Raw genomic sequence first — 26,387 nt, 5'->3', positions numbered from 1 at the left:
GATGTAAAAGATCTGTATAGCTAATCTTTACCCCCGTATTGCCTGATGGCGCTACGCTTATCAGGCCTACAATCCTCCGCGAATCAACCCCCCCATACCGCGGCGTTCCATAAATGCCGCCACCTGATGACGCACTTCCGTCGCCAGTTGCGCTTCCAGGCTGCGCTGCGCCAGCGTTTGCGCTTCGTCAAAATCGATATGGCGCAGCAGGTATTTCACACGTGCTACAGAACGCCCGTTCATCGATAAATGACGGAAACCAAGCCCAATAAGGATGGTGACGCACATCGGGTCACCCGCCATTTCACCACACAAGCGCAAATCGATGCCGCTTTTCTCCGCCTCCTGCGCAATCATGGCCAGCGCACGTAACATCCCCGGATGCAGGCTGTCATAAATACTGGCAACGCGTGTGTTGTTCCGGTCGACAGCCAAAATATACTGGGTCAGATCGTTGGTCCCAACCGAGATAAAATCGATCCTGTTTGCCAAATGCGGCAGCATAAACACCATCGACGGGACTTCCAGCATGATGCCAATACGTGGTTTTGGGATCTCGTAGCCGATCATCTCTTCCACTTCGCGTCCGGCACGTTCTATCAGGCGTCGCGCTTCATCCACTTCATCAATACTGGTCACCATCGGCAGTAAAATGCTCAGGTTTCCGGTTGCCGCATTCGCACGCAGCATGGCGCGAACCTGGATCAAAAAGATCTCCGGTTGATCGAGCGTTATGCGGATCCCTCGCCAGCCAAGGCATGGATTCTCTTCGCTGATGGGCATGTACGGCAGTTGTTTATCGGCCCCGACATCCAGCGTACGCAGAGTTACGGGCTTATCGTTAAACATCTGCAGCATGCCCTGATACTGCGCGACCTGCTCTTCTTCAGATGGAAAGCCGCTTTGCAGCATGAACGGAATTTCAGTACGATACAGCCCGATACCGTCAATTCGGCTACCCAGCTTCTCTTCATGTTCCGGACTTAGCCCCGCGTTGAGCATCACCTTCACGCGCTCGCCGCTTTTCAACTGTGCCGGTTGATTAACATCATCTTCCGCCAGACGGCTCAGTTCGATCTCTTCACTAATGAGACGCTGGTATTCCTGGATTAATACCGGCTCCGGATCAACCAACAGTTCGCCACGATAGCCATCCACCACCAACGTGCGGCGGTGCAACACAGACGGCTGGATATCAGCCCCCATTACGGTCGGGATCCCCAGCGCACGGACCATAATCGCCGCGTGAGAGTTGGCGGCACCATCCCTGACGACAACCCCTACCAACCGGTCCTGGGGAAGTTCCGCCAGCGTAGTGGCAGACAGCTCATCCGCCACCAGCACGAAACGTTCCGGCCAGGCATTCGGTCCCTGAACTGAGTCATCAAGATGGAACAGCAAACGCTGCCCCAACGCGCGCAAATCCCCGGCGCGTTCTTTAAGATAGTTATCGCTTAGCGCGGCAAACTGTTCGGCAAACTTCTCAATGATCGTTTTAACCGCCCACTCGGCCACCGAGCCGTTATCCACTTCCGCGAACAACTCGCGGCGCAGACGGGTATCGGAGAGCAGGTGCGAATAGAGATCAAAAATTGCCGCCGTCTCTTTCTGTGCCCCGGCAGCAAAACGCTTACTGTAGCGGCGAAATTCATTCGCGGCTTCTTCCAGTGCGCCAGTCAGGCGTTCACGCTCAAGCACCGGATCCAACGTTGAAGCCTGATACACCTGCTCCATCAGCGGCAGCGTGGCATCCTGCCAGCCTTCAGCGATTGCCACACCGGGAGCGGCAGGCAACGCACGGATACGCGTTTGCCGGTATTGCCCAAATAGCGCGGTTAACTGCGACTGAGACAGAATAGCGGCCATTTGTGTGGCAAGCGTGACCAGAAAAGATTCTTCGCTTTCGTCGTACTGGCGCAACTCACGTTGCTGTACCACCAGGACGCCTAATAACTGGCGTCGCTGGATGATCGGTACGCCTAAGAACGCACGAAAACGTTCTTCTTTCACCGAAGGAATATATTTAAAGCTGGGGTGTTTTTGCGCATCGGCGAGGTTGATAGGTTCCGCCAGCCTGCCAACCAGGCCAACGATCCCTTCATCAAACGCCAGTGCAACAGTGCGACCGCGTGGTTTTTTAAGCCCTCGGGTCGCCATCAGGTAATAGCAGCGCCGGTCGTGATCGGCCAGGTAGACCGAGCAGACCTCTGTATCCATCGCAAGACAGATGTCAGTAACCAGAATATTCAACGCCTCATTGAGACGTGGGGCACTGGCCACCTTTTCGACTATTTCGCGCAGGCGGGTGAGCATAATTTGCGTAGCTTAACCTCTTTTACGTCTGTACGCAGGTGCGCTTTGCGGCTTAGGAGTGCTCTCCTGAAGCGCCATCACAACACTTGCGAATTCTTTCATCACCCTGCGATAGACATCGCGTTTAAATGACACCACCTGTCGAACCGGATACCAGTAACTCACCCAGCGCCAGCCGTCGAACTCAGGTGTACTGCTGGTTTGCATATTGATTTCAGCATCACTGCTGACCAACTGCAGAAGAAACCATTTTTGTTTCTGGCCGATACAAACCGGCTTTGTGTCCCAACGCACCAAACGTTTCGGTAACTTGTAACGCAACCAGTTACGAGTAGAAGCAAGGATCCGCACATCTTTACGACTCAGACCGACTTCTTCAAAGAGTTCCCGGTACATCGCCTGCTCTGCTGTCTCTCCTGCATTTATCCCGCCTTGCGGGAATTGCCAGGAGTGCTGACCAAATCGCCGGGCCCACATGACCTGCCCCTGGCGGTTACAAATTACTATCCCTACATTCGGGCGGTAGCCATCGTCATCAATCACCGGACTACCTCAACATAAACCTTATATACAAACGATTGTTTCACACTCCAGAGGGGCGGTAAACCACTCTGTTAAGGGGGCGATATTCTAATAACAATTGAATAACTCACAGCAAATGGCCGAGTTATAAACAGAAGATACGCTACATAGGCGATTTTATTCACCTTTTCTGTGGATATAGTTGTGAAGAAGTACGGAATTACTATGGGAAAACCCGGAACAGTCTGAACAGGACATCCGTCACACTCCAAAAATAGTCTTATATATTCATTAAGTTAAAAGCAACAACTGTAGCTAAACATGCAGAAATGTGATGTGCATCACGCATACAATCTTCGAGCTGATGAAAGATCGACCAGCGTTGGTTTTATCCACAGATTATGCCAATAAGTTAGGCACAATTTGTGTGAAAATTCGATTTTCGTCGCACGTCAAGGCTGTAAATTGAAACAGTAGTGGGGGTTTTTCACAGTTATCCCATCTTTCTGTGGATAACATGGTGTAAGATCCTGTTCATTGTCAGTGACCAGAATTGGAAAACCCCGTTTTCTGTTGCGCAACACTCTACATAAAAATATAAAAACCACTATAAATCATGCAATTGGATAAAGCATGTGGAAAAAGATAAACTCTGTCCACACGGTATAAAATCATTGCTCATTTTTTAACCCAAGGGTAAACCTGATGCCAGAACTCCATCCATTGCTTTCTCCTCCTGAATCCGAAGCCCAGTTGCTGCACCAGGCACGGCAACTTTCGGGCTACACGTTGGGAGAACTGGCGGCGATGGCAGGACTCGTTGCGCCAAAGGATCTGAAGCGGGACAAAGGCTGGATTGGCGTACTGCTGGAAATCTGGCTTGGGGCCAGTGCGGGCAGTAAACCGGAGCAGGATTTCGCCGCGCTGGGCGTGGAGTTAAAAACGATCCCTGTGGATAGCCTTGGCAGACCGTTGGAAACGACCTTTGTCTGCGTGGCACCGTTAACCGGCAATACCGGCGTGACCTGGGAAACCAGCCATGTTCGACACAAGCTTAAACGCGTATTGTGGATACCCGTAGAAGGTGCACGCAGCATCCCTGTGGCTGAACGTCGCGTTGGCTCTCCGCTGTTGTGGAGTCCGAATGAAGAGGAAGATCGACAGTTGCGTCTGGACTGGGAAGAGTTAATGGACATGATTGTGTTAGGGCACGTCGAACGTATCACCGCCCGTCATGGTGAAGTTTTACAACTACGCCCAAAAGCCGCCAACGCCCGGGCGCTTACCGAGGCAATCGGTGCCCATGGTGAACCGATCCTGACTCTGCCACGCGGGTTTTATCTGAAAAAGAACTTCACCCGCGCACTGCTGGAACGGCATTTTCTATTCCAGGCTCAATAACACACCCTGACCTTTCGCCCGTCGCGTTACGCGCCTATAATTACCGCTTCTTTTTTTTGGCAGGACTTTGTTCGATGTTATTTGCATGGATAACCGATCCTAACGCCTGGCTCGCGCTCGGTACGCTGACGCTGCTGGAGATCGTTCTCGGGATCGACAATATTATTTTCCTTTCTCTGGTTGTAGCAAAACTCCCAACAGCACAACGCAATCATGCCCGACGAATCGGGCTGGCGGCAGCGATGGTGATGCGTCTGGCGCTGCTGGCATCCATCGCATGGGTAACGCGGCTCACTAACCCGTTATTCGAGCTGTTTGGCGAGGCGATTTCAGCGCGCGATCTGATCCTTCTGCTCGGCGGATTGTTCCTGATCTGGAAAGCGAGTAAAGAGATCCACGAGTCCATTGAGGGCGAAGAGGAAGGGCTGAAAACCCGCGTCTCTTCTTTCCTCGGCGCGATTGTGCAGATCATGCTGTTGGATATTATCTTCAGTCTGGACTCAGTAATCACCGCAGTAGGCTTGTCCGATCATCTGTTTATTATGATGGCAGCCGTCGTGATTGCCGTGGGTGTAATGATGTTTGCAGCCCGCCCAATTGGTGAGTTTGTTGATCGTCACCCTTCGGTAAAAATGCTGGCACTCTCTTTCCTGATACTGGTTGGCTTCACGCTAATTCTGGAAAGCTTCGATGTCCATGTGCCGAAAGGATACATTTACTTCGCGATGTTCTTCTCTATCGCTGTAGAGACCCTGAACCTGTGGCGCAATAAAAAAAATCCGCTCTGACAGACGCTTTCGCTCCCCGCATGGGGAGCGAATACTCCCTGCGCACCTTCCCTCTCTCACAGATTAAGATTTTACTGCTTTCGCCCTGCACAACTTCGCGTTATTACTAAACTAGTGTCAGACGCAGGCCATGTGAGGATAAGCAGATGAAAAAATGGGCAGTTTTAATTTCCGCCGTCGGGCTGGCTTTTGCCGTTTCCGGATGCAGCAGTGATTATGTGATGGCAACAAAAGATGGTCGAATGATCCTGACCGATGGTAAACCAGAAATTGACGATGATACCGGTCTGGTGAGTTACCACGATCAGCAAGGCAATGCGATGCAAATTAACCGCGACGAAGTCTCTCAAATCATTGAGCGTTGATGGTTAAGGTCAGCCGCGCTGCTGGCCTTAACGATTTTGCTTCCCTTTTTCCCTTCCCTCAGCCATTTTTATAATCCTTATGTCGTGATTATAAAAAGGAAACGGCTATGCAATATCACCGTATACCCCACAGCTCGCTGGAAGTCAGTACACTGGGGCTGGGCACAATGACGTTTGGTGAACAAAACAGCGAAGCCGACGCACATGCACAGCTCGACTATGCCGTTGCACAAGGCATAAATTTAATCGACGTTGCCGAGATGTATCCGGTACCGCCTCGCCCAGAAACCCAGGGACTCACCGAAACTTACGTGGGCAACTGGCTCGCCAAGCACGGCAGCCGCGAAAAACTGATCGTTGCCTCTAAAGTCAGCGGCCCGGCGCGTAACAATGACAGCGGTATTCGACCGAATCAGGCGCTGGATCGTAAAAACATCCGTGAGGCACTGCACGACAGTCTGAAAAGACTGCAGACCGATTATCTCGATCTCTATCAGGTCCACTGGCCCCAGCGTCCGACAAACTGCTTTGGTAAGCTAGGGTATAGCTGGACGGACTCCGCGCCAGTTGTTTCCCTGCTGGATACGCTGGACGCGCTGGCTGAGTTTCAGCGTGCGGGCAAGATTCGTTACATCGGTGTTTCCAACGAAACGGCGTTTGGCGTAATGCGTTACCTGCACCTGGCAGACAAGCATGACCTGCCGCGTATCGCCACTATCCAGAACCCGTACAGCCTGCTAAACCGCAGCTTTGAAGTTGGACTGGCCGAAGTGAGCCAGTATGAAGGCGTTGAGCTACTGGCCTACTCGTGCCTTGGTTTTGGCACCTTAACCGGCAAATACCTAAACGGCGCGAAACCTGCCGGCGCACGCAATACGCTGTTTAGCCGTTTTACGCGCTACAGCAGCGAGCAAACGCAAAAAGCGGTAGCTGCCTATGTGGATATCGCCAAACGCCATAACCTCGATCCTGCGCAGATGGCGCTGGCCTTTGTTCGTCGTCAGCCGTTTGTCGCCAGCACACTGCTGGGCGCAACGACAATGGAGCAGCTAAAAACCAACGTTGAAAGCCTGTATCTGGAGTTGAGTGAAGAAGTACTGGCGGAGATTGAAGCGGTGCATCAGGTGTATACCTATCCTGCACCGTAATTTTTAGTGCCTGATGACGCTGCGTTTATCAGACCTACAAATTGTTCTTCCTGTAGGCCGGATAAGACGCTGCGTCACCATCCAGCAATGTTACCGGCGGCGCTGCCAGATCCACAGCGCCGTAATCGCCAGGGCAAACAGCGCACCAAATCCAACGCCAATGGCTACCGCAGGAATACCCACCAACACCGCCAGTGAGTAGATACCGAGCATCAGCAACATCGCGCTGTTTTCACCCAGGTTTTGCACCGCTATCGCATTACCCGCACCGACGCTTTTCTTGCCCCGCTCCTGCAGCAACGCATTCAACGGCACGACAAAAAAACCGCCTAACACGCCGATAAGCATCAGTAAGGCATAGGCTGGCAACAGCGCATGCTGGAGCGAGAAGATCAGGACGACTACGCCTATCAGTATCCCCGCAGGCATACAGCGCGACACCGTTTCCAGCGTCACCAGTTTTGCTGCCGCGCCGGCTCCCACAACAATCCCGATAGCCACCATAGCGTTGAGATAGGTCGGCGTGGCGTTATCGGTAATACCCAGCGCCACTGGCACCCACAGCACCAGCAGAAAACGCAGCGTGACGCCCGCGCCCCAAAACAGGCTGGTTCCGACCAACGAGAAACGTGTTTCACCGTCGCGCCACAGCGAAGAGGCGGCACAGAAGAAACTGCGCGTCATTTTCCCCAGATGCCACGACTGACCGGGGCGAGCCGCGGCCAGTTTCGGGATATACAGGTTAGCCACCACGGCACCAGCATAGGCCAGGGCGCAGGCGGAAAGCGCAGCAATGACATGCCAGTCGGCCAGCACACCGCCAGCAACAGAACCCAGCAAGATAGCGGCAATGGTGGAAGCTTCCATCAGACCGTTGGCTTTCACCAGTTTGTCGCCAGTCGTCAGCTCACCCAGGATGCCATACTTGGCCGGAGAATACGCCGCCGCGCCAATACCCACCAGCGTATACCCGAGAAATGGGTTAACGCCGAAACAGATACTCGCCGCCCCCAGCAGCTTGAGACCGTTGGCGAACATCATCACTCTGCCTTTCGCAAAGCTATCCGCGACCTGCCCGACAAAAGGAGCAAACAGAATGTAAGCGCCCACAAACACCATTTGCAGGATTGGCTGACTCCAGTCCGGGTAGAACTGCGCCTTGAGCAAAGCCAGGGTAGCAAACAACAACGCGTTATCGCCAAACGCTGACAAAAACTGCGCGGCGATAACGGACATCATCCCTTTGGACCAGATTGAAGTGCTAGTGTGTACTGACTCACGCATGTTGTTTTTCCGGTTCATCGACCCAGCTTTTCAGTGTGACAAAATCTGGCTTACCGCTGCCGAGCAGAGGGAGTTGTTTCAGGTGGCGGATATCACGCGGTACGGCAAGCTCTGGAATGCCGTGGATGCGCGCATACTGGAGTAATTTTTCACGGGTCAGCTCGCCGTCGGTAGTAAACAGCACCAGCGCTTCCCCTTTATTGGCATCGCTCTTGATAGCCGTGGCATGCATTTTGTCAGCAGATACCGCCAGCGCCAGCTGTTCAACCATCTCCAGTGACACCATCTCACCGGCGATTTTAGCAAAGCGCTTGGCACGCCCCTGAATCTGTACAAAGCCATTTTCATCAAAGCGCACGACATCACCGGTGTCGTACCAGCCGTGTTCTATCTGACCCTGGGCATTTTCTGCGGTCGGGACTTCCAGTACACCCGGCTTTTCGACGCGCAGATAGCCGCTCATTATATTAGGGCCTTTCAGCTGTAAACGCCCGCCATCCTCAATACCAGGAACGGCCAACAGTCGGGCATCCATACCAGGCAGAATGCGCCCTACCGTTCCCGATTTCGCCGCCATCGGTACGTTAATCGACACCACCGGCGCACACTCCGTCACGCCATAACCTTCAAGGACGCGCAGACCAAATTTCTCCTGCCACAACTGTTTCGTGCTGTCTTGCAGCTTTTCGGCTCCGGCAACAACATAGCGCAGACGGTGGAAATCGTACGGGTGAGCAAACCGCGCATAATTGCCGAGGAACGTTGAGGTACCAAACAACACGGTGCAGTTACGGTCATATACCAGCTCAGGAACGACGCGGTAATGCAGCGGACTGGGGTACAAAAACACTTCAGCGCCGGTTAGCAACGGCGTGAATAACCCTACCGTCAGGCCAAACGAGTGAAATAGCGGCAATGCTGACATAAAGCGATCGTCGGCGGTGAAATCGGCAATCGTCTTAATCTGCTCGACGTTCGCCAGAATGCTCTTATGGCTGTGAACGACACCTTTCGGATGGCCTTCTGATCCCGAGGTAAAGAGGATCACCGCGGCCTCTTCCGGCTGCTGTTTCACCTGTGCCAGATGCGGCGCCAGCAGGTGTGAGAAAATCCACAGCTTATCGCTAAACGTCACATCGGCCTTCAAGTCTTCCAGATACACCCAGCGCACTTGCGTGAGTTGTTCCGGTAAATGCCAGAGCTTGCCCTTATCGAGAAACTGCCGGGAGGTAAAAATGGTTTTGATTTCTGACGCGGTAATGGCGCTGGTTAACCCCTTCACACCCGCCGTATAGTTCATCATGGCCGGGATACGTCGACGCGCAATGGCGCCAAAAATAACCGCCGCGCTGATACCCGCATTTGGCAGCATCAGGCCGATTCTTTCACCCTCGGTGCTGTATTTTTCCAGAATACGTGCGACAAACAGCGTTTTCGTCAGCAGTTTGCGATAGCTGTCCGGCGTGAACTTAATATCTTCAATGCAGTTTTTGCCTGCGCCAAACCGGTATTTTGCCGCCAGCAGAGACTCGTATAACGTTTCACGCGGGCGGACGGCCATACGCGCTTCCATCATAATCTGGTGCAGCATTTCACCGGCAATTTTGCGACGATCGCGTGCGCGCGGCGCTTCCGGCATCGGCAATGCCGTTGGCGGTAGGATATGGATGCTGATTTGCGGGAAGAATCGCTGTTTAACCAGACCTTTCAGACGGCTGAAATGGGTCAGTTCCGCGCCTTCAATACGCACAGGCACCACCGTCGCCTTTGATTTTGCGGCAACGAACCCGGCGCCGTCGTAGATTTTCATCAGTGAACCGGTGGTCGAAATACGCCCTTCCGGGAAGATAACCACCGGACGGCCCTGCTCGACCAGACGTACCAGATGTTTAATCGACATCGGTTTGGTTGGGTCTAGCGGTACGAAATCAATCAGTGGAGTGAGCCAGCGCATATACCATTGCTGACTAATAGAGGTGTAAACGGCAAACACAGGGCGAATCGGTAAAAAGAGCGCCAGCAGGATACCATCGATAAATGAGACATGGTTAGGCGTAATTAAGACGCGTTCTCCCCGTAGCACGCTGACATCGCCCGTGACGCGAACACGAAAAAGCACGCGAAACAGGTTACGAAAAAAGCCAAATAGCATCTCAACTCCCTGTACCATTAATTATATGAACATCAATGATGGGAGATTATACGAGTTGGGGAATGGGCGCGACAGATAACGGGTAAATAGAGTCCGAAAAAAAACCTGCGCATCCGCGCAGGTCGGTGCAAGAGACAGGTACGAAGTGCGTACCGAATAATCTCACCAATCAATACCTCTGGGATCTTGATTGTGGCCGTCACTGCGCCGTTCCGCCAGTTGGAAAACGCAAAGGAATGAACCCAAGTGCAACGAGTTGTGTAAATTATCGGTTACTGTTACAGGTACGCTGGACGCAAAAAAAAACCTGCGCATCTGCGCAGGCTGGTGTAAATTTTGTGATCAACCCGAAAGTTGATTTCACCTATCAATACCTCTGGGATCTCAACTCTATCAATCCGCTCTCTCCCCTCACCAGCGAACAATCGCAACAGCACATCGCAAAGTGTAAGCAAAGGTTTTCATTTTCTATTTTCTGTCTTACTTCGCTCGTGTCCGCTCACATTTGCGACGTCCTGACGGGCAATCTGCTTGAACAGACAGCCGTTTTCCGTAACACTGGCGGGATGTAAGCGTTTACCCACAACAGGTACTATCATGGCGACCATAAAGGATGTAGCCCGACTAGCTGGTGTATCAGTCGCCACCGTTTCTCGAGTGATCAATGACTCCCCCAAAGCCAGCGAAGCATCGCGTCTGGCTGTAATGAGTGCAATGGAATCACTCAGCTACCACCCCAACGCCAACGCGCGTGCGCTGGCGCAACAATCTACTGAAACCGTCGGTCTGGTAGTAGGTGATGTGTCCGATCCATTCTTTGGGGCAATGGTTAAAGCTGTCGAGCAGGTGGCCTATAACACCGGTAATTTTTTACTGATTGGCAACGGCTACCATAACGAGCAAAAGGAACGTCAGGCGATTGAGCAACTTATTCGCCACCGCTGCGCAGCCCTCGTGGTCCACGCTAAAATTATCCCGGATGCCGAACTGGCATCATTGATGAAACAGATCCCCGGTATGGTACTGATCAACCGAATCTTACCGGGATTCGAACAACGCTGCGTTGCGCTGGACGATCGTTACGGTGCCTGGCTGGCAACCCGTCATCTTATTCAGCAGGGCCATACGCGCATCGGTTATCTGTGTTCCAACCACAGCATTTCAGATGCGGAAGATCGTTTGCAAGGCTATTACGACGCGCTGGCAGAAAGCAATATTCCGGTAAACGATCGACTGGTCACGTTTGGCGAGCCCGATGAAAGCGGCGGCGAGCAGGCAATGACTGAGCTGCTTGGTCGCGGCAAAAACTTCACGGCTATCGCCTGCTATAACGACTCAATGGCGGCGGGCGCTATGGGTGTGTTAAACGATAATGGCATTGATGTACCAGGCGAAATCTCGCTGATTGGCTTTGATGATGTACTGGTTTCACGCTACGTGCGTCCGCGGCTGACGACGGTACGTTACCCTATCGTGACGATGGCAACCCAGGCCGCCGAACTGGCGCTGGCGCTGGCCGAAAAACGCCCGGTCCCGGAAATCACTCACGTCTTTAACCCAACGCTGGTACGTCGGCATTCCGTTTCGGCGCTGACTGAGCCGGGAAATTCTTCGTCAAACGATTAATCAGGATTGCGTCATGACAACGATGTTAGACGTTTCACGACATGCTGGCGTATCGAAAGCGACCGTTTCACGCGTACTTAATGGTACGGGGCAGGTTAAAGAAAGCACGCGCCAGAAAGTCTTCAACGCCATGCAGGCATTAGATTATCGGCCTAATTTTTTAGCGCGTTCACTGGCAAACCGCACCAGCAACAGCATTGGTTTGGTGGTGTCTACATTTGATGGATTCTACTTTGGTCGTTTGCTGCAACAGGCATCGCGCCAGACGGAGTCTCACGGCAAACAGCTGATTGTCACCGACGGCCATGACACACCAGAGCGTGAGCAGGAAGCCGTTCAAATGCTGGCCGACCGACAGTGCGACGCCATTATTCTCTACACCCGCTACATGAGCGAAAAGGCGATTCTGTCGCTGATGACCCGCATTGATATGCCATTGCTGGTCATTAACCGCGACGTCAGCCAGGCCCGCGACCGCGCGATTTTCTTTGAACAGGAAGACGCGGCGTTTCAGGCCGTCGATTACCTCATCTCGCAAGGACATCGTGATATTGCCTGCATCACCGTCCCCGGCCATACGCCAACCGGTAAATCCCGGTTGATGGGATATCGTAAGGCGCTGGAAAAAAACGGTATTCCCTGGGAACCTGCCAGGGTCAAATACGGCGATTCAACGATGACCAGGGGCTATGAAGCCTGTCGTGAACTGTTAGATGAAGGGGTGAAATTCAGCGCACTGTTCGCCTGTAACGATGACATGGCGTTAGGTGCATCGAAAGCATTACATCAGGCTGGACTAAAGATCCCCGAGGATGTTTCGTTGTTTGGTTTTGATGATGCGCCCAGCGCGAAGTGGCTGGAGCCAGGACTCTCCACCGTCTATCTGCCGATTGATACCATGATAACCACGGCAATCGATCAGGCTATTCGTCTGGCTAATAACGAAGACGTAGAACCCATTCCACCGTTTACGGGTACCCTGGTGTTGCGTGACTCCGTAACGCTCGGACCGTACTTTAAGTAATCAGATGCCGGATGGCGGTTTCGCCTTATCCGGCCTGCAGGCCCCACCGTTAACTTCGTAGGCCGGATAAGCGTAGCGCCATCCGGCATGCAATCAGATAATCTCCAGCGCTAACAGCTCTTCAATGGTCTGACGACGGCGAATCAGTCGCGCCACGCCGTTATCAAACAGCACTTCCGGTAGCAGCGGGCGGCTATTGTAGTTCGACGACATCGACGCGCCATATGCACCGGTATCATGCAATACCAGGTAATCTCCCGGCACTACCGCAGGTAATAGACGGGTTTCGACTTTGCCGCCTTCCTGTTGGGTAAAAACATCGCCCGATTCGCACAGTGGACCGGCAACCACCGTCTCAATCTGCTCCGCATTATCCAGCGAGCGGCCATCCCCGGCCAATGCGGAGATATGGTGATAGCTGCCGTACATTGCCGGTCGCATCAGATCGTTAAAGCCCGCGTCGATCAACACGAAGTGACGACTGCCCATCTCTTTCACACTGCGCACTTGCGCCACCAGCACACCCGCTTCCGCCACCAGAAAACGACCTGGCTCGATCTCAAGTTTCACCGGATGCCCCAGATGTTTGGCTATTTGATCGCGTGCCGCGCTCCACAAACCAACGTAGTGATCGGTGTTGATCGCCTCTTCTCCTTCGCGATATGGGATCGACAAACCTCCGCCCGCAGATATAGCGTCCAGATCCTGACCGAATTCAACAACCTGACGCACCATCGCGCCACACACTTGCTCCAGATGGCCGTAGTCCACACCGGAGCCGATATGCATGTGAATGCCCACCAGTTTCAGCTGGTAACGTTGAATAACTTCCAGCGCCGCCGGTAGATCGCTGTACCAGATACCGTGCTTGCTGTTCTCGCCGCCGGTATTGGTTTTCTGGCTATGCCCGTGACCAAAACCTGGGTTGACGCGCAGCCATACACGATGCCCTGGCGAAACCTGGCCCAGCTGTTCCAGCATATCAACCGACCCGGCGTTTACAGGAATACGTAGCTCATGCACCCGGGCCAGCGTCGCCTGGTCAATCATATCGGCGGTAAAGACGATTTCATCATTCTCCGGCACAAAACCTGCCGCCAGCGCACGTTCAATCTCGCCCAACGAGACTGAGTCCACCTTCACGCCCTGCTCACGCATCAGACGCAAAATATGAATATTCGAGCAGGCCTTTTGGGCAAAACGCACCACGTCAAACTGACTCAGTTTGGCTATCTGCGCGCGGATAATCTGCGCATCGTAAACCCATACCGGACAGCCGAATTCGGCGGGCAGACGCAGTAGGTTATCTGCGGTCAGGTCAGTATCAGTGCTGTTGAGTGGACGTGGCATGCTGTGCTCCGGTATTGGCTTTTTTATGATTACGCCACAGCATGAAGAGAATAAAAAATATCGTTTTATCGCAAGTCTATGCAAAAATGATATGGGATGTTTATTTGAGGATCGCCAATGCCCGCCGTTAACTTGCGCCACATTGAAATTTTTCACGCCGTTATGACAGCAGGTAACCTGACGGAAGCCGCACGGATGCTGCACACCTCGCAGCCTACCGTCAGTCGCGAGCTGGCAAGATTTGAAAAAGTTCTGGGGTTAACACTGTTCGAACGTACGCGAGGCCGGCTGCATCCTACAGTACAAGGGCTACGCCTGTTTGAAGAGGTGCAGCGATCCTGGTATGGCCTGGAGCGGATTGTCAGCGCCGCCGAAAGCCTGCGTGAATTTCGTCAGGGCGAGCTGTCGATTGTCTGCCTGCCCGTGTTCTCGCAGTCCTTTTTACCGCCGTTGCTGCAACCCTTCCTCACCCGCTACCCGCAGGTTAACATTCAGATTGTGCCGCAGGAGTCGCCGCTGCTGGAAGAGTGGCTATCAGCACAACGTCACGATCTCGGGTTTACTGAGACCCTGCATACCCCCGCCGGGACTAAACGCACTGAATTACTGTCGCTGGATGAAGTTTGCGTGCTGCCGCAGGGACATCCGCTGACCGGGAAAGCGGTATTAACACCGCAAGATTTTCAGGGGGAAAACTATATCAGCCTGTCGCGCACCGACAGCTATCGCCAGTTGCTGGATACCCTGTTTAATGATCATCAGGTCAAGCGCCGAATGGTCATAGAAACGCACAGTGCCGCATCAATTTGTGCGATGGTACGTGCCGGCGTGGGGATCTCGGTAGTAAACCCGCTGACCGCCCTGGACTACGCAGGCAGCGGGATTGCCATCCGGCGTTTTAGTGTTTCAGTACCTTTTACCGTCAGCCTGATTCATCCACTGCATCGCCCGGCATCCGCGCTGGTTGATGCTTTTACGGCACATCTACAGGCCCATCTCCACCGGATTACCGACCCGCTGGAGGCTATTTTGCAGTCTCAGGTGAAAGCATAAACGTCACGGCATCCTGCGCATGGATCGCCGCGGTATCGAAGACCGGCAACGGGCTCATTTCAGTGGGTACCAGCAGGCCAATTTCGGTGCAGCCGAAGATCACCCCTTGTGCCCCCTGACGAGCCAGTTGCTCAATCACGCTCAGGTAATAGTCGCGGGACGTTTCGCTAAATTCACCAAGGCAAAGCTCCTCGAAAATAATCTGGTTTATTTTCTGTCGGTCGCTAGCGTCAGGGATTAGCGTGCTAATGCCAAATTCCGTCTGTAAACGCCCACGATAGAAATCCTGTTCCATGGTGTAACGCGTGCCCAACAGCGCGACGTTACTCATCTTCTGCTGTTGTATGGCCCGCCCCGTTGCATCGGCAATGTGCAAAAACGGGGCATCGCAGGCCGTTTCAATGGCCTCGGCCACTTTATGCATGGTGTTGGTACACAGCACAATCCCTTCAGCACCCGCTTGCTGTAACCCCAGCGCAGCCTGCGCCAGGATCTCCCCTGCCCGCTGCCAGTCACCGTTCGACTGACAGGCTTCAATCTCATGGAAATCGACGCTGTGCAGCAGAATTTTCGCAGAATGCAGACCGCCCAGATTCTGCTTAACCCCTTCATTAATCAGACGATAATAGGGAATAGTGGATTCCCAGCTCATTCCGCCTAACAGACCGATCGTTTTCATCATTTGCCCTTATTCGTGGTGGTCCTCCCAGTGAACCAAAGATGTGATCAACTTTCCACATCTGTCGGCCCGCATTTCCTTTTTTAATTTTCTGATATAAATTTAATGAAATAATGTTTCATTTTATTGCAGGAATATCGAATGTTTATTTTTCATAAAGAAACCACGCTTGAAGATCTGGGTAACGGCGTTACCCGGCGTATTCTGGCTCACGATGGAAAAATGATGGCCGTGGAAGTTAATTTCGAGCAGGGCGCAGTTGGCCCGATGCACAACCATCCGCATGAACAACTCACCTACGTTTTATCGGGTGAGTTTGAATTTACGATTGGGGAAGAAAAGCATGTCGTCAGTGCAGGAGACACCCTGTATAAAAAGCCTAACATTATGCATGGCTGCGTCTGCTTACAGCCGGGAACATTGCTCGATACCTTCACGCCGGTGCGCGAAGACTTCCTGCAGGCGTAATCTCTCTATTCTCAAACCTTGTTATACAAAAATGCCGGGTATCGCTTACGCTTACCCGGCCTCTGCACGAGACGTCATCCGACACTGCGTCTCACTATTTACACCCCAATATCTCTTAGCTTCTCGCCAGCCATCAGCTTGCGCTCGATGTGTTCCAGCGTGACGTTTTTGGTTTCTGGAATGAGCCAGAATGTAATACCGATAAAGACGACGTTCAGTGCGGTATAAAGCCAGAACGTACCCGCGGCGCCAATACTGTCGAGCAACGTCAGGAAGGTTGCGCCGATAATCATGTTCGACACCCAGTTCGTGGTAGTGGAACAGGTGATGCCAAAATCGCGACATTTCAGCGGCTGAATCTCAGAACACAGGATCCACACCACCGGTGCGGCGCTCATTGCATAACCGGCGATACACATCATGGTCATGCCGACTGACAACCAGGAAAGCCCACTGGATGCGGTGCCGTTATCAAACTGCATCAGGCAATAGCCGAGGACCAGGGTCCCAATGGCCATCACGCTGAAACCAATTTTCAGCGCCGGTTTGCGTCCGGCTTTATCTACTGTAAAAACAGCAATAAAAGTCGCGAACATAAAAGTTAAGCCTACAACCAACGTCGCAATCATCTGCTGTTCAGTGGTGGTAAAACCGGCCATTTTAAAAATGCGCGGCGCGTAGTACATAATGATGTTCATCCCGGTAAACTGCTGCATTGCCTGCAACAACATCCCGAGGAAAACCGCACGCCGTACGTTTCGGTTAATTTTAAACAGTGCCCAACCGCCCTGCTTCAGCTTCAGACTTTCACGAATTTCGTTCAGCTCATCACGGGCCTTTTCTGACGTATCACGCAACATGCGTAATACTTCTTCTGCTTCAATATGGCGACCTTTCTCTGCCAGCCAGCGCGGGCTGTTAGGCAGGAAAACGACCAGAACAATCAGCAATACTGCCGGGAGCGCCAATACGCCCAGCATAGCGCGCCAGTTACCGCTGTAGCTAAACGCGGTATCGGATAAAAAGGCCAGCACAATGCCCAACGTAACCATCAGTTGATACATACTGATCATCTTGCCACGCACATTCTCACTGGCCATTTCAGACAAGTAGAGTGGCGCAGTGTAGGAGGCGATACCTACGGCAACGCCCAGTACCACGCGGGCAACAATGAGCATTTCCACGCTGGAAGCCAATGCCGACCCCAGGGAACCAACGACAAACAGGATCGCCCCGGCCATCAGGCTGTATTTGCGCCCCAGTCGGAATGACAACCAGCCGTTAAACAGCGCACCAATTGCCGCACCCAGCATCATACTGCTCACCACCCACTCCTGCAGACGGCTGGTCAATACAAAGTGATCGGTGATAAAAGGCAACGCGCCGGCAATTACGCCGATATCGAGACCAAATAACAACCCTGCGACAGCCGCAGAAATAGAGACAAACAAATTCATACGTCGCGTATCGCGCTGCGTACGCGGTGTTAAAGCAGCTTCATGATTAATTGAGACCATTTTTTCCTGCCAGATACAGAGTAAGCCATGTCGATGAAAGTAAGGGATCCCTTGCAGGAAGCGTCAGGCGGGAAACGGCAAAAACATGGATGAAATTGCTGCACCACATCGTTATGTGATGGATATTCCAATTTTAAAATTTACCGCTAATCACTCAATTAAATTTAATACACTGATATTAAAGAGTATTAATTATTACCAATCCATACATATATAATTATGTATGGATTAATTTATAAACAGAATATGGATTAAAATAACTTAAAACCAAAAAAAACCCTGCCATTGGCAGGGTTTGTTGATGCTGGACGATAAATTAACGTGCCAGCCAGCCACCGTCGACCGCAACGGTATAACCGTTAATGTAGTCAGATGCGCTGGAGGCCAGGAACACTACTGGCCCCATCAGATCGCTTGGCAGACCCCAACGACCCGCCGGGATACGATCGAGAATTTCGGCGCTACGCTGCTCATCGGCACGCAGCTGCTGCGTGTTGTTGGTCGCCATGTAACCCGGTGCGATCGCATTCACGTTGATGTTATGTTTTGCCCACTCGTTGGCCATCAGACGCGTCACGCCCATTACGCCGCTTTTAGACGCGGTGTAAGACGGAACGCGAATGCCGCCCTGGAAGGAGAGCATAGAGGCGATATTAATAATTTTACCGCCGTTACCCTGGGCAATGAAGTGCTTCGCCGCCGCCTGAGACATGAAGAACACGCTCTTAATGTTCAGGTTCATCACGTCGTCCCAGTCTTTTTCACTGAAGTCGATAGCATCTTCACGACGGATAAGACCGGCGTTGTTCACCAGAATGTCGATATGACCGAATTCTGCGACCGCACGCTCCAGCAGTGCCGGAATACCATCAATCTGACGCAGATCGGCGGTCAGGCTTAAAAAACGGCGGCCCAGTGCGGTAACACGTTCGATGGTTTCCGTCGGCTCAACAATGTTGATACCCACGATATCACAACCTGCTTCCGCCAGACCCAGCGCCATCCCCTGACCCAAACCGGTGTCACAACCCGTCACAACGGCGACTTTACCTTCAAGAGAGAATGCATTCAAAATCATTGTAAATCCTTATTTTTTATAATGCCCGTCACAGACAGGCTGAGTAGCCGCCCGCGACTAGCGCAGATCTTTGACTGCAACGTGGTCCATATCATCAAAGACCTGATTTTCGCCAACCATACCCCAGATGAAGGTATAGGCTTTCGTACCCACGCCAGAATGGATAGACCAGCTAGGGGAAATGACCGCCTGCTCATTGTGCATCACGATATGACGCGTTTCCTGAGGCTGCCCCATCATGTGGAAGACACAGGTGTCTTCTTCCATATTGAAGTAGAAATAGACTTCCATACGGCGTTCATGGGTATGGCACGGCATGGTGTTCCACAGGTTGCCAGGCGCCAGTTCGGTCAGGCCCATGCTCAGTTGGCAAGTTTCCAGTACGTCCGGCACAAAATACTTGTTGATGGTACGGCGGTTACTCGTGAGATCATCACCCAACGTCACTGGCGCAACGTCGGCTGGGGTCACTTTTTTGGTTGGATAAGTCATGTGTGCCGGCGCGCAGTTATAATAGAACTTGGCGGGTTTTGCAGGGTCAATGCTGGCAAAAACAACTTCTTTTGCCCCTTTACCGACATACAGCGCATCGCGATGACCAATTTCATAGCACTGGCCGTCAACGGTAATCGTGCCCGGTCCACCGATGTTGATCACGCCTAACTCACGGCGCTCCAGGAAGTAGGTTACGCCCAGTTGCTTACCCACTTCGCCACCCACAGATACGGTTTTGCCCACTGGCATAATGCCGCCAACAATAATGCGGTCAATGTGGCTGTAGACCATGGTGTATTCGTCAGCAACAAACACTTCTTCTACCAAAAACTCATTACGCAGCGCCTGGGTATCCAGGGTTTTAGCATGCGCACTATGGATGCTTTGTCTTACGTCCACATTTACCTCCAGTGATAAATTGACCGTGAATTCTTGAGCGATAGCAAAACGCCGTTCCGTTTTACCTAATGCGTTCATGATATCTCTCCCGGAACGGGTTTTCAATTATAACTAAAACGATGTTTTACTTTTTCCGCATCTTATTATCAAAAGTGTAATTGCGATCACGCTAGCCTGGATAAGCGACCAAACCCGCACCAAAGAAAATAAATAAACCACAAATAAAACAGTTTGTTATGAAAAATCACTAGAGCATAGCTAATAAGAGGTAAAAGTAGCGCGGTGAAAAAACAGCCCTGCTGAAGAGGAATTCACACACCTTTTCTTACAAAGTGCGTTGTGAATCACACGAAATGAAACGATGTTTTGATAAGTTGACGTTGTTTTAGAGTGGATGTTTCTGTAACTGGCCTTGCCCTCCTTGTGGAGGGCTTTTTTACATGAAGCGGGACTGCGCGGTGGTGGTGTATCTGACGGGGGATTTTAAAGACTTAATCACGTTCGATGGCCAGTGCGACGCCCTGGCCACCACCAATACATAACGTTGCCAGCCCTTTATGCGCCCGGCGTTTAACCATCTCGTGGACCAACGACACCAGAATACGGCAACCAGAGGCACCAATTGGGTGGCCGAGCGCAATGGCCCCACCGTTCACATTCACCCGCCGCTCGTCCCATTCCAGCATTTTCCCAACGGATAATGCCTGCGCGGCGAATGCTTAATTGGCTTCAATCAAATCGACATCCGCCAGTTGCCAGCCGACGCGCTCAAGGCAGCGACGCGTCGCGTACACTGGCGCAATCCCCATCAGTGCGGGGTCAACGCCGACGCTGGCAAAAGCGCGAATACGGGCCAGTACCGGCAAATTCAACGCCTGCGCTTTGGACTCGCTCATCATCATCACGGCGGCAGCACCATCGTTTATCGATGACGCATTACCCGCCGTTACCGAACCGAGCCTGTCAAAAGTAGGGTCCAGACGCGCCAGCCCCTCTGCACTGGCATCGGTGCGCGGTTGCTCATCGGTATCCACCACAAAGGATTGCCCGTTTCGTTGGGTCACCACCGGCACGATTTCATCTTTAAAGCGTCCAGCGTCGATTGCCATCCGCGCTTTGTGCTGCGAGTGCAGCGCGTAGGCGTCCTGTAATTCGCGGCTGATACCGTATTCCCGCGCCAGGTTTTCCGCGGTAACGCCCATATGGTAGTCGTTGAAAGCATCCCACAGACCGTCGTGCACCAGGCTGTCAACCAGTTGACTATTACCCAGTTGCGCCCCGGTGCGGCTGTCGGTGAGGACATGCGGGGCGCGGCTCATATTCTCTTGCCCACCTGCTATCACGATATCAGCTTCACCACACTGGATAGCCTGAGTCGCCAGGTGCAGCGCTTTCAAACCTGAACCACACACATCATTAATGGTAATAGCGGAAACGGTATTGGGTAATCCACCATTGATAGCAGACTGACGGGCCGGGTTCTGTCCGGCCCCCGCAGTGAGGACCTGGCCAAGGATAACTTCATCAACAGCGTGAACATCCACGCCAGTGCGTTCCAGTAATGCCCTGACCACCATGCTGCCGAGTTCAACGGCAGAGTGGCGCGCCAGCGTCCCCTGGAAGCAGCCAATCGGTGTCCGTAACGCCCCGACTATCACAACCTCTTTCATCACCACCTCAGCGCAAAATAACATCGCAATAGTAGATGATTGTTAAAAATAGTTATCAAGGTTGTTTAAAAACGGTGATTTTTATCACAAAGGAAATAGGTATCATTTATTCGTCATCGCGACGCCACTTTGCTGTAAATGGTCGCGTAACCAACTTCCCGCCACCCCGGGAGGAGATTTCTTATTCCATAACAGATCGATTGAGATAGCTTTTGGCCAGCCAGGTATCTTCAACTGAACCAGTGGTTTTTCTGCCGCAAACTCTTCCACCAGCGCGCAAGGTAGTGCGCACCAGCCAAATCCCTGTACCGCCATACTCAGCAACAACAGGTAGTTGGGAGCAGACCAGACAGGACCACGTGCGACGTTGGTCCCACTTTCCAGATAAGTGTTCAGACGCAGTTCGCGCCAGGTGTGGAGCTGCTCCCATTGCAGTTTTTTTTGCGTCGCCAGCGGATGCGTGGCCGCAACGTACAGTCCCATCCAGCTTTGCATCGGCAAACGCGTGACGCCCATATCTGTCGGATAATTTTCTCGCGCTTCGATCAGCCCAACCTGCGCGCGTCCTTTTTGCAGCAAATCAATCACATCTTCATCTTCACCAATCAGACATTCAAATTCAGTGTGGGGGAACTTGCGGTCAAACTGCACCATCAATTCTTCCAGTACATCCGGATGCAGCGTGTCAGAAAGAACAAAAGTCAGACGCGCTTCCGTATTACCCGACAGCGAAATCGCCGCTTCATCCAGGCGCTCGCTGGCTGACAAAATCGCCTGTACGTAACCAAGCACCCGCTTGCCTTGCTCGGTAAGCGTTGGCTGACGTGACGAACGGTCAAACAGCGCAAAGCCAAGATCGGCCTCCAGATGTGCAATCGCCGTGCTGATGGTGGACTGGCTTTTACGTAGCCGCCGGGCCGCCGCAGAAAATGAACCGCAGGACACCGTCTCAACAAATGCCGTTAATGCTTCAGGAGAGTAACGCATGAACTATCTACTTTATCGATGGATACTATCTTTTAGATATCACATAAAACGATAAAATTACCACCATTCCGTTATCCGGGCATCAAAGAAGGTTTGTAGGTTATGCAACACGATACTGTCCAACGTCGCTCGTTAGTGGAGCGCATTTTTCATGCTGTCTGTTTTGAGGGCATTGCGACCGCGATTCTCGCACCAACCACCGCATGGTTGATGCAGCGCTCGGTACTGGAAATGGGCGGGCTGACCATTCTGCTGGCAACGACAGCAATGATTTGGAATATCATTTATAACGCCCTGTTTGACCGGCTGTGGCCATCACACCTGGTAAAACGTACGGCGAAAGTCCGCGCATTTCACGCCTTAGGTTTCGAGAGTGGTTTTATCGTCATCGGGGTCAGCATCGTGGCGTATGTGCTAAACGTTAGCCTGCTTCAGGCATTCACGCTGGAAATAGGTTTCTTCCTGTTCTTCCTGCCATACACCATGTTCTATAACTGGGCTTATGACACATTGCGCGAGCGCGTAATGAAGCGTCGTCAGCAGCGCGTTACTGCCTGATAATTCAAAGAATAGTCGGAATTTTCTCAATTCCGGCTATTCATCCATTCACCAGCCCACTTGTTCACACCTCCCCCAGCCCCTCTCATTTGTGGTAAATTGCGCTTCTTTTTGTTTATTTTATAGTTGATACGTTCAAATAATGTCGAAATTTTGGTCAAAAGAAGAGACTCTCTGGAGCTTCGCACTATATGGGACTGCCGTCGGCGCAGGAACCCTCTTCCTTCCCATACAGCTGGGTTCTGCAGGCGCGGTGGTACTTTTTATCACCGCACTCGTCGCCTGGCCTTTAACCTACTGGCCGCACAAGGCGCTATGCCAGTTTATCCTGTCATCAAAAACCTCTGCAGGTGAAGGGATCACCGGTGCAGTCACCCACTACTATGGCAAGAAGATAGGCAGCCTGATCACGACGCTTTATTTTATTGCCTTCTTTGTGGTGGTGCTGATCTACGCTGTCGCGATCACCAACTCACTCACCGAACAGTTGGCAAAACATATCACGATCGATCTACGCGTGCGCATGCTGGTCAGTTTCGGCGTGGTGCTGGTGCTGAATTTAATTTTCCTGATGGGTCGCCAGGCTACCATCCGGGTGATGGGCTTTCTGGTATTCCCACTGATCGCATACTTTTTGTTTCTCTCGCTGTACCTGACCGGAAGCTGGCAGCCGACGCTACTCACCGGCCAGATGTCTTTCGATCAGCACACGCTGCATCAGGTATGGATCTCTATCCCCGTGATGGTTTTCGCTTTTAGCCATACGCCCATTATCTCCACGTTTGCCATCGACAGACGCGAGAAATACGGCGAGCAGGCCATGGGTAAATGCAAAAAAATCATGAAGGTCGCCTACGTCATCATCTGCCTGAGCGTACTGTTTTTCGTCTTTAGCTGTCTGCTTTCTATTCCGGCAAACTACATTGAAGATGCCAAACATGAAGGTGTAACCATCCTGTCGGCGCTGTCGATGATGCCCAACGCTCCGGCGTGGTTGTCGATTTCCGGGATTATCGTTGCCGTGGTGGCGATGTCAAAATCGTTCCTCGGCACCTACTTTGGCGTGATTGAAGGGGCGACAGAAGTCGTAAAAACGTCGCTGCATCAGGTAGGCGTGAAGAAAAGCCGGGCCTTTAACCGCGCTCTGTCCATTATGTTGGTTTCGGCTATTACGTTTATCATCTGCTGCATTAACCCTAATGCCATTTCAATGATTTACGCGATCAGTGGTCCGCTCATCGCCATGATTTTGTTTATCATGCCGACTTTATCGACCTATCTGATCCCGGCGCTGAAGCCGTACCGTTCAGTGGGTAATCTGATCACCCTGATTGTCGGTCTGTTGTGCGTATCGGTGATGTTTTTTGGCTAAATGACGTTATCAACGGCTCATTCTCCTGAACGGGGGGCAATGTCGTTCAGCTAACGACCCAGTTTCAGAAAGTATCAACCTGTGTTGGCGGAAGTAATGAACATGCTATCTCAGAGAAAAGGTTCCGTTCACTCATGTTCATCGCGTCTCTGAAGCACCGATTCATGTGAACGTGCAAGGGAGGCTCACCGCCGCCTCCCTTGCATCCCTGGCTCCCGGCACGGAAAATCGTCGCTGCGCGATTCATTCGTCTTATGCCGTCTGCCTGTCGGGTCGGGGCCGAGCCTGCGTCCCTGCAGGCCGTCCCCTCTGCCCGCATCCCTGCGGGCAGCCCCGGTCAGCCGTCAACGCCTTATCGATTTTCAGCCGGATATGGGCCATCGCTTCAACTCTCTGATTTTCAGTTAAATCTGTTTTGCTGTTCAGATATATTCAAATAAAAATACAGATGGTCAGGCATGGCTGGTCCGGCTGAAAATTGCCGACGTGTTTCCGTAAGGCCGGGAGAGCCAGCATGGATGCTGGCTCAGGGCGCGCTTTGCAGGGACGCTACCTCGCGCCCGGCCCGATAGCCTGGAGGAATAAGCGGAGGGTATTGCGCAGCAACAATTTTCCCGCCGGGAGCCGGGATTGTAAAGGGCGTGGCGGAAAACGCCCTTTACACGTTCACGGGTATCGGTGCTTCAGATAAATGACACTGCTGAGGTGAACGGAACCCTGAACAAGAATCACATGTTCACCCGACATGCTTAGCTGGACGGTATTGAACGTGGATGAGCCGCACTCCGCCTTATTTGATGTAAGAATCCAATACCTTCAGGACCACGTCCAAATCCTCTTCACGTTTTATTTCATCGCCCTGATGCACAATATGCTCGGTCAGATGACCTTTAATCACCTCACGCATTAATCCGTTTACCGCGCCGCGGATCGCCGCAATCTGCTGCAACACAGCCGCGCATTCATGCGGTTCATCAAGCATGGTTTTCAGCGCCACTACCTGGCCCTGAATCTTACTGGCACGGGCTTTGAGCTTCTGTTTGTCGCGGATCGTATGTGACATAGCATTACCTTAATTAACGTAAATCCGTAGCGACAATACCATCGACATTCTACTGGGGGGTAGTATTTGATACTGGGGGGGAGTAGAATCAGGAAAAATTAGACAACTAAGAATCATTCTCATGGGTGAATTTTCTACGCTTCTTCAGCAAGGCAACGCCTGGTTCTTCATTCCCAGTGCAATTTTATTGGGGGTGTTACACGGCCTGGAACCGGGTCATTCAAAAACAATGATGGCGGCGTTTATTATTGCCATAAAGGGGACTATCAAGCAGGCAGTGATGCTGGGGCTGGCGGCTACCCTGTCGCATACGGCCATAGTATGGTTGATTGCACTCGGCGGAATGTATATCAGCAAAGCGTTCACGGCCCAGGCCGTCGAACCCTGGCTACAGTTTGTCTCGGCGATCATTATTTTGGGCACTGCATTCTGGATGTTCTGGCGGACATGGCAAGGCGAGCAGAACTGGCTGACTCAGACACATCACGACCATCATCATGATCACGACCATGACCATGACCATGACCATGACCATGACCACCATCATCATGACCATGGCCACCATCATCATGACCATGGCCACCATCATCACGAACATGACCATGATCACGAACATGACCATAACCATAACCATGCCGCGTTGGCAGGGCTGAGCGAGGGTTCGAAAGAGTATCAGGACGCGCACGAACGCGCACATGCCAACGATATCCAGCGCCGTTTTCAGGGTAAAGAGGTGACCAACGGGCAAATTTTACTGTTTGGTCTGACCGGTGGCCTGATCCCGTGCCCTGCGGCTATTACCGTCTTACTGATTTGTATCCAGCTCAAAGCCTTTACGCTGGGGGCAACGATGGTGCTGTGCTTTAGCCTCGGACTGGCGATAACGCTGGTAACGGTAGGGGTTGGCGCGGCTATCAGCGTACAACAGGCGGCGAAACGCTGGAGCGGATTTAACACACTGGCGCGTAAAGCACCCTATTTTTCCAGCGCACTCATCGGCATGGTCGGACTCTACATGGGGATTCACGGCTATCTGGGGATCGTCGGTTAACAGCCAACAGAGGGAAACGCGCAG

At 52.3% G+C, this 26,387-nt stretch carries 22 protein-coding genes and 1 pseudogene; 11 read left to right on the top strand and 12 right to left on the bottom strand.

The genetic code is table 11. The annotated features are described in order from the left end of the window. Positions 1-66 precede the first annotated feature (66 nt). Both ptsP and rppH read right to left on the bottom strand, forming a co-directional pair. On the bottom strand, positions 67-2,313 hold the full coding sequence (gene ptsP, locus HV261_RS07275; protein ID WP_115642935.1) for a phosphoenolpyruvate--protein phosphotransferase: 2,247 nt from the start codon (positions 2,311-2,313) through the stop codon (positions 67-69). 12 nt (positions 2,314-2,325) lie between these two features. Continuing rightward, positions 2,326-2,856, bottom strand: a complete 531-nt coding sequence (gene rppH / locus HV261_RS07270) for an RNA pyrophosphohydrolase (protein WP_003825602.1) — start codon at positions 2,854-2,856, stop codon at positions 2,326-2,328. Positions 2,857-3,540: 684 nt separating this feature from the next. On the opposite strand from rppH, the gene mutH reads away from it, so the two are divergent. The 4 genes from mutH (at position 3,541) to HV261_RS07250 (ending at position 6,537) form a co-directional block, all read left to right on the top strand. After that, on the top strand, positions 3,541-4,236 hold the full coding sequence (mutH, locus tag HV261_RS07265) for a DNA mismatch repair endonuclease MutH (RefSeq protein ID WP_202037852.1): 696 nt from the start codon (positions 3,541-3,543) through the stop codon (positions 4,234-4,236). A gap of 74 nt (positions 4,237-4,310) precedes the next feature. Beyond that, on the top strand, positions 4,311-5,024 hold the full coding sequence (locus tag HV261_RS07260) for a TerC family protein (protein WP_040232169.1): 714 nt from the start codon (positions 4,311-4,313) through the stop codon (positions 5,022-5,024). 146 nt (positions 5,025-5,170) lie between these two features. After that, positions 5,171-5,389 (top strand): lipoprotein YgdR, encoded by a 219-nt coding sequence (gene ygdR, locus HV261_RS07255; RefSeq protein ID WP_005123410.1) that lies wholly within the window; start codon positions 5,171-5,173, stop codon positions 5,387-5,389. Positions 5,390-5,496: 107 nt separating this feature from the next. Further along, positions 5,497-6,537 (top strand): NADP(H)-dependent aldo-keto reductase, encoded by a 1,041-nt coding sequence (locus HV261_RS07250; protein ID WP_137382692.1) that lies wholly within the window; start codon positions 5,497-5,499, stop codon positions 6,535-6,537. Between the two features lie 90 nt (positions 6,538-6,627). Here the strand turns inward: HV261_RS07250 and lplT are convergent, their stop codons facing one another. Further along, the gene (gene lplT, locus HV261_RS07245) at positions 6,628-7,821 is read right to left on the bottom strand and encodes a lysophospholipid transporter LplT (RefSeq protein ID WP_137382691.1); all 1,194 of its coding nucleotides are present in this window, start codon (positions 7,819-7,821) and stop codon (positions 6,628-6,630) included. Continuing rightward, on the bottom strand, positions 7,814-9,973 hold the full coding sequence (gene aas / locus HV261_RS07240; protein WP_202037851.1) for a bifunctional acyl-ACP--phospholipid O-acyltransferase/long-chain-fatty-acid--ACP ligase: 2,160 nt from the start codon (positions 9,971-9,973) through the stop codon (positions 7,814-7,816). Before aas ends, lplT begins: the two co-directional genes overlap by 8 nt. A 597-nt stretch (positions 9,974-10,570) precedes the next feature. On the opposite strand from aas, the gene galR reads away from it, so the two are divergent. Continuing rightward, a complete protein-coding gene (galR, locus tag HV261_RS07235; protein WP_202037850.1) occupies positions 10,571-11,599 on the top strand; it encodes an HTH-type transcriptional regulator GalR in 1,029 nt (342 codons plus the stop codon). Positions 11,600-11,621: 22 nt separating this feature from the next. Further along, the gene (locus tag HV261_RS07230) at positions 11,622-12,623 is read left to right on the top strand and encodes a LacI family DNA-binding transcriptional regulator (protein WP_202039668.1); all 1,002 of its coding nucleotides are present in this window, start codon (positions 11,622-11,624) and stop codon (positions 12,621-12,623) included. A gap of 93 nt (positions 12,624-12,716) precedes the next feature. On the opposite strand, the gene lysA is transcribed toward HV261_RS07230, so the two are convergent. Next, positions 12,717-13,973: a diaminopimelate decarboxylase gene (gene lysA, locus HV261_RS07225; RefSeq protein WP_202037849.1), complete on the bottom strand. Its 1,257-nt coding sequence runs from the start codon at positions 13,971-13,973 to the stop codon at positions 12,717-12,719. A 117-nt stretch (positions 13,974-14,090) separates the two neighbouring features. On the opposite strand from lysA, the gene HV261_RS07220 reads away from it, so the two are divergent. Then, the gene (locus HV261_RS07220; RefSeq protein ID WP_202037848.1) at positions 14,091-15,026 is read left to right on the top strand and encodes a LysR family transcriptional regulator; all 936 of its coding nucleotides are present in this window, start codon (positions 14,091-14,093) and stop codon (positions 15,024-15,026) included. Here HV261_RS07220 and HV261_RS07215 read toward each other — a convergent pair. Further along, complete coding sequence (locus HV261_RS07215) at positions 14,998-15,705, bottom strand: aspartate/glutamate racemase (RefSeq protein ID WP_202039667.1); 708 nt, start codon at positions 15,703-15,705, stop codon at positions 14,998-15,000. The genes HV261_RS07220 and HV261_RS07215 overlap by 29 nt on opposite strands. A 141-nt stretch (positions 15,706-15,846) precedes the next feature. Between HV261_RS07215 and HV261_RS07210 the strand changes: the two genes are divergently transcribed. Further along, entirely contained in the window at positions 15,847-16,173 is a 327-nt protein-coding gene (locus tag HV261_RS07210) for a cupin domain-containing protein (RefSeq protein WP_202037847.1), read from the top strand. A 98-nt stretch (positions 16,174-16,271) separates the two neighbouring features. Here the strand turns inward: HV261_RS07210 and araE are convergent, their stop codons facing one another. From araE to HV261_RS07185, 5 genes and pseudogenes are all read right to left on the bottom strand, one after another. Then, complete coding sequence (gene araE, locus HV261_RS07205) at positions 16,272-17,690, bottom strand: arabinose-proton symporter AraE (protein ID WP_202037846.1); 1,419 nt, start codon at positions 17,688-17,690, stop codon at positions 16,272-16,274. Between the two features lie 316 nt (positions 17,691-18,006). After that, the gene (gene kduD / locus HV261_RS07200; protein ID WP_005123393.1) at positions 18,007-18,768 is read right to left on the bottom strand and encodes a 2-dehydro-3-deoxy-D-gluconate 5-dehydrogenase KduD; all 762 of its coding nucleotides are present in this window, start codon (positions 18,766-18,768) and stop codon (positions 18,007-18,009) included. Positions 18,769-18,825: 57 nt separating this feature from the next. Then, entirely contained in the window at positions 18,826-19,662 is an 837-nt protein-coding gene (kduI, locus tag HV261_RS07195; protein ID WP_005123391.1) for a 5-dehydro-4-deoxy-D-glucuronate isomerase, read from the bottom strand. A gap of 491 nt (positions 19,663-20,153) precedes the next feature. Then, positions 20,154-21,332 (bottom strand): annotated as a pseudogene (locus HV261_RS07190) (thiolase family protein). Between the two features lie 102 nt (positions 21,333-21,434). Then, entirely contained in the window at positions 21,435-22,319 is an 885-nt protein-coding gene (locus HV261_RS07185) for a LysR family transcriptional regulator (protein WP_202037845.1), read from the bottom strand. 102 nt (positions 22,320-22,421) lie between these two features. Here HV261_RS07185 and HV261_RS07180 point away from each other — a divergent pair, with 102 nt between their 5' ends. Next, entirely contained in the window at positions 22,422-22,877 is a 456-nt protein-coding gene (locus HV261_RS07180; protein ID WP_079938616.1) for a multidrug/biocide efflux PACE transporter, read from the top strand. Positions 22,878-23,019: 142 nt separating this feature from the next. Then, positions 23,020-24,249 carry an amino acid permease gene (locus HV261_RS07175; protein ID WP_202037844.1) on the top strand — a complete coding sequence of 410 codons (1,230 nt, stop codon included), beginning with the start codon at positions 23,020-23,022 and terminating at the stop codon, positions 24,247-24,249. 790 nt (positions 24,250-25,039) lie between these two features. Here the strand turns inward: HV261_RS07175 and rcnR are convergent. Continuing rightward, on the bottom strand, positions 25,040-25,312 hold the full coding sequence (gene rcnR, locus HV261_RS07170) for a Ni(II)/Co(II)-binding transcriptional repressor RcnR (RefSeq protein WP_005123385.1): 273 nt from the start codon (positions 25,310-25,312) through the stop codon (positions 25,040-25,042). Between the two features lie 121 nt (positions 25,313-25,433). On the opposite strand from rcnR, the gene HV261_RS07165 reads away from it, so the two are divergent. Continuing rightward, positions 25,434-26,363, top strand: a complete 930-nt coding sequence (locus HV261_RS07165; RefSeq protein WP_202037843.1) for a nickel/cobalt efflux protein RcnA — start codon at positions 25,434-25,436, stop codon at positions 26,361-26,363. Positions 26,364-26,387 lie beyond the last annotated feature (24 nt).

Source organism: Citrobacter sp. RHBSTW-00671 (genome assembly GCF_014103415.1).
GTDB lineage: Bacteria > Pseudomonadota > Gammaproteobacteria > Enterobacterales > Enterobacteriaceae > Citrobacter.
This window is presented reverse-complemented; position numbering and strand designations above follow the sequence as displayed.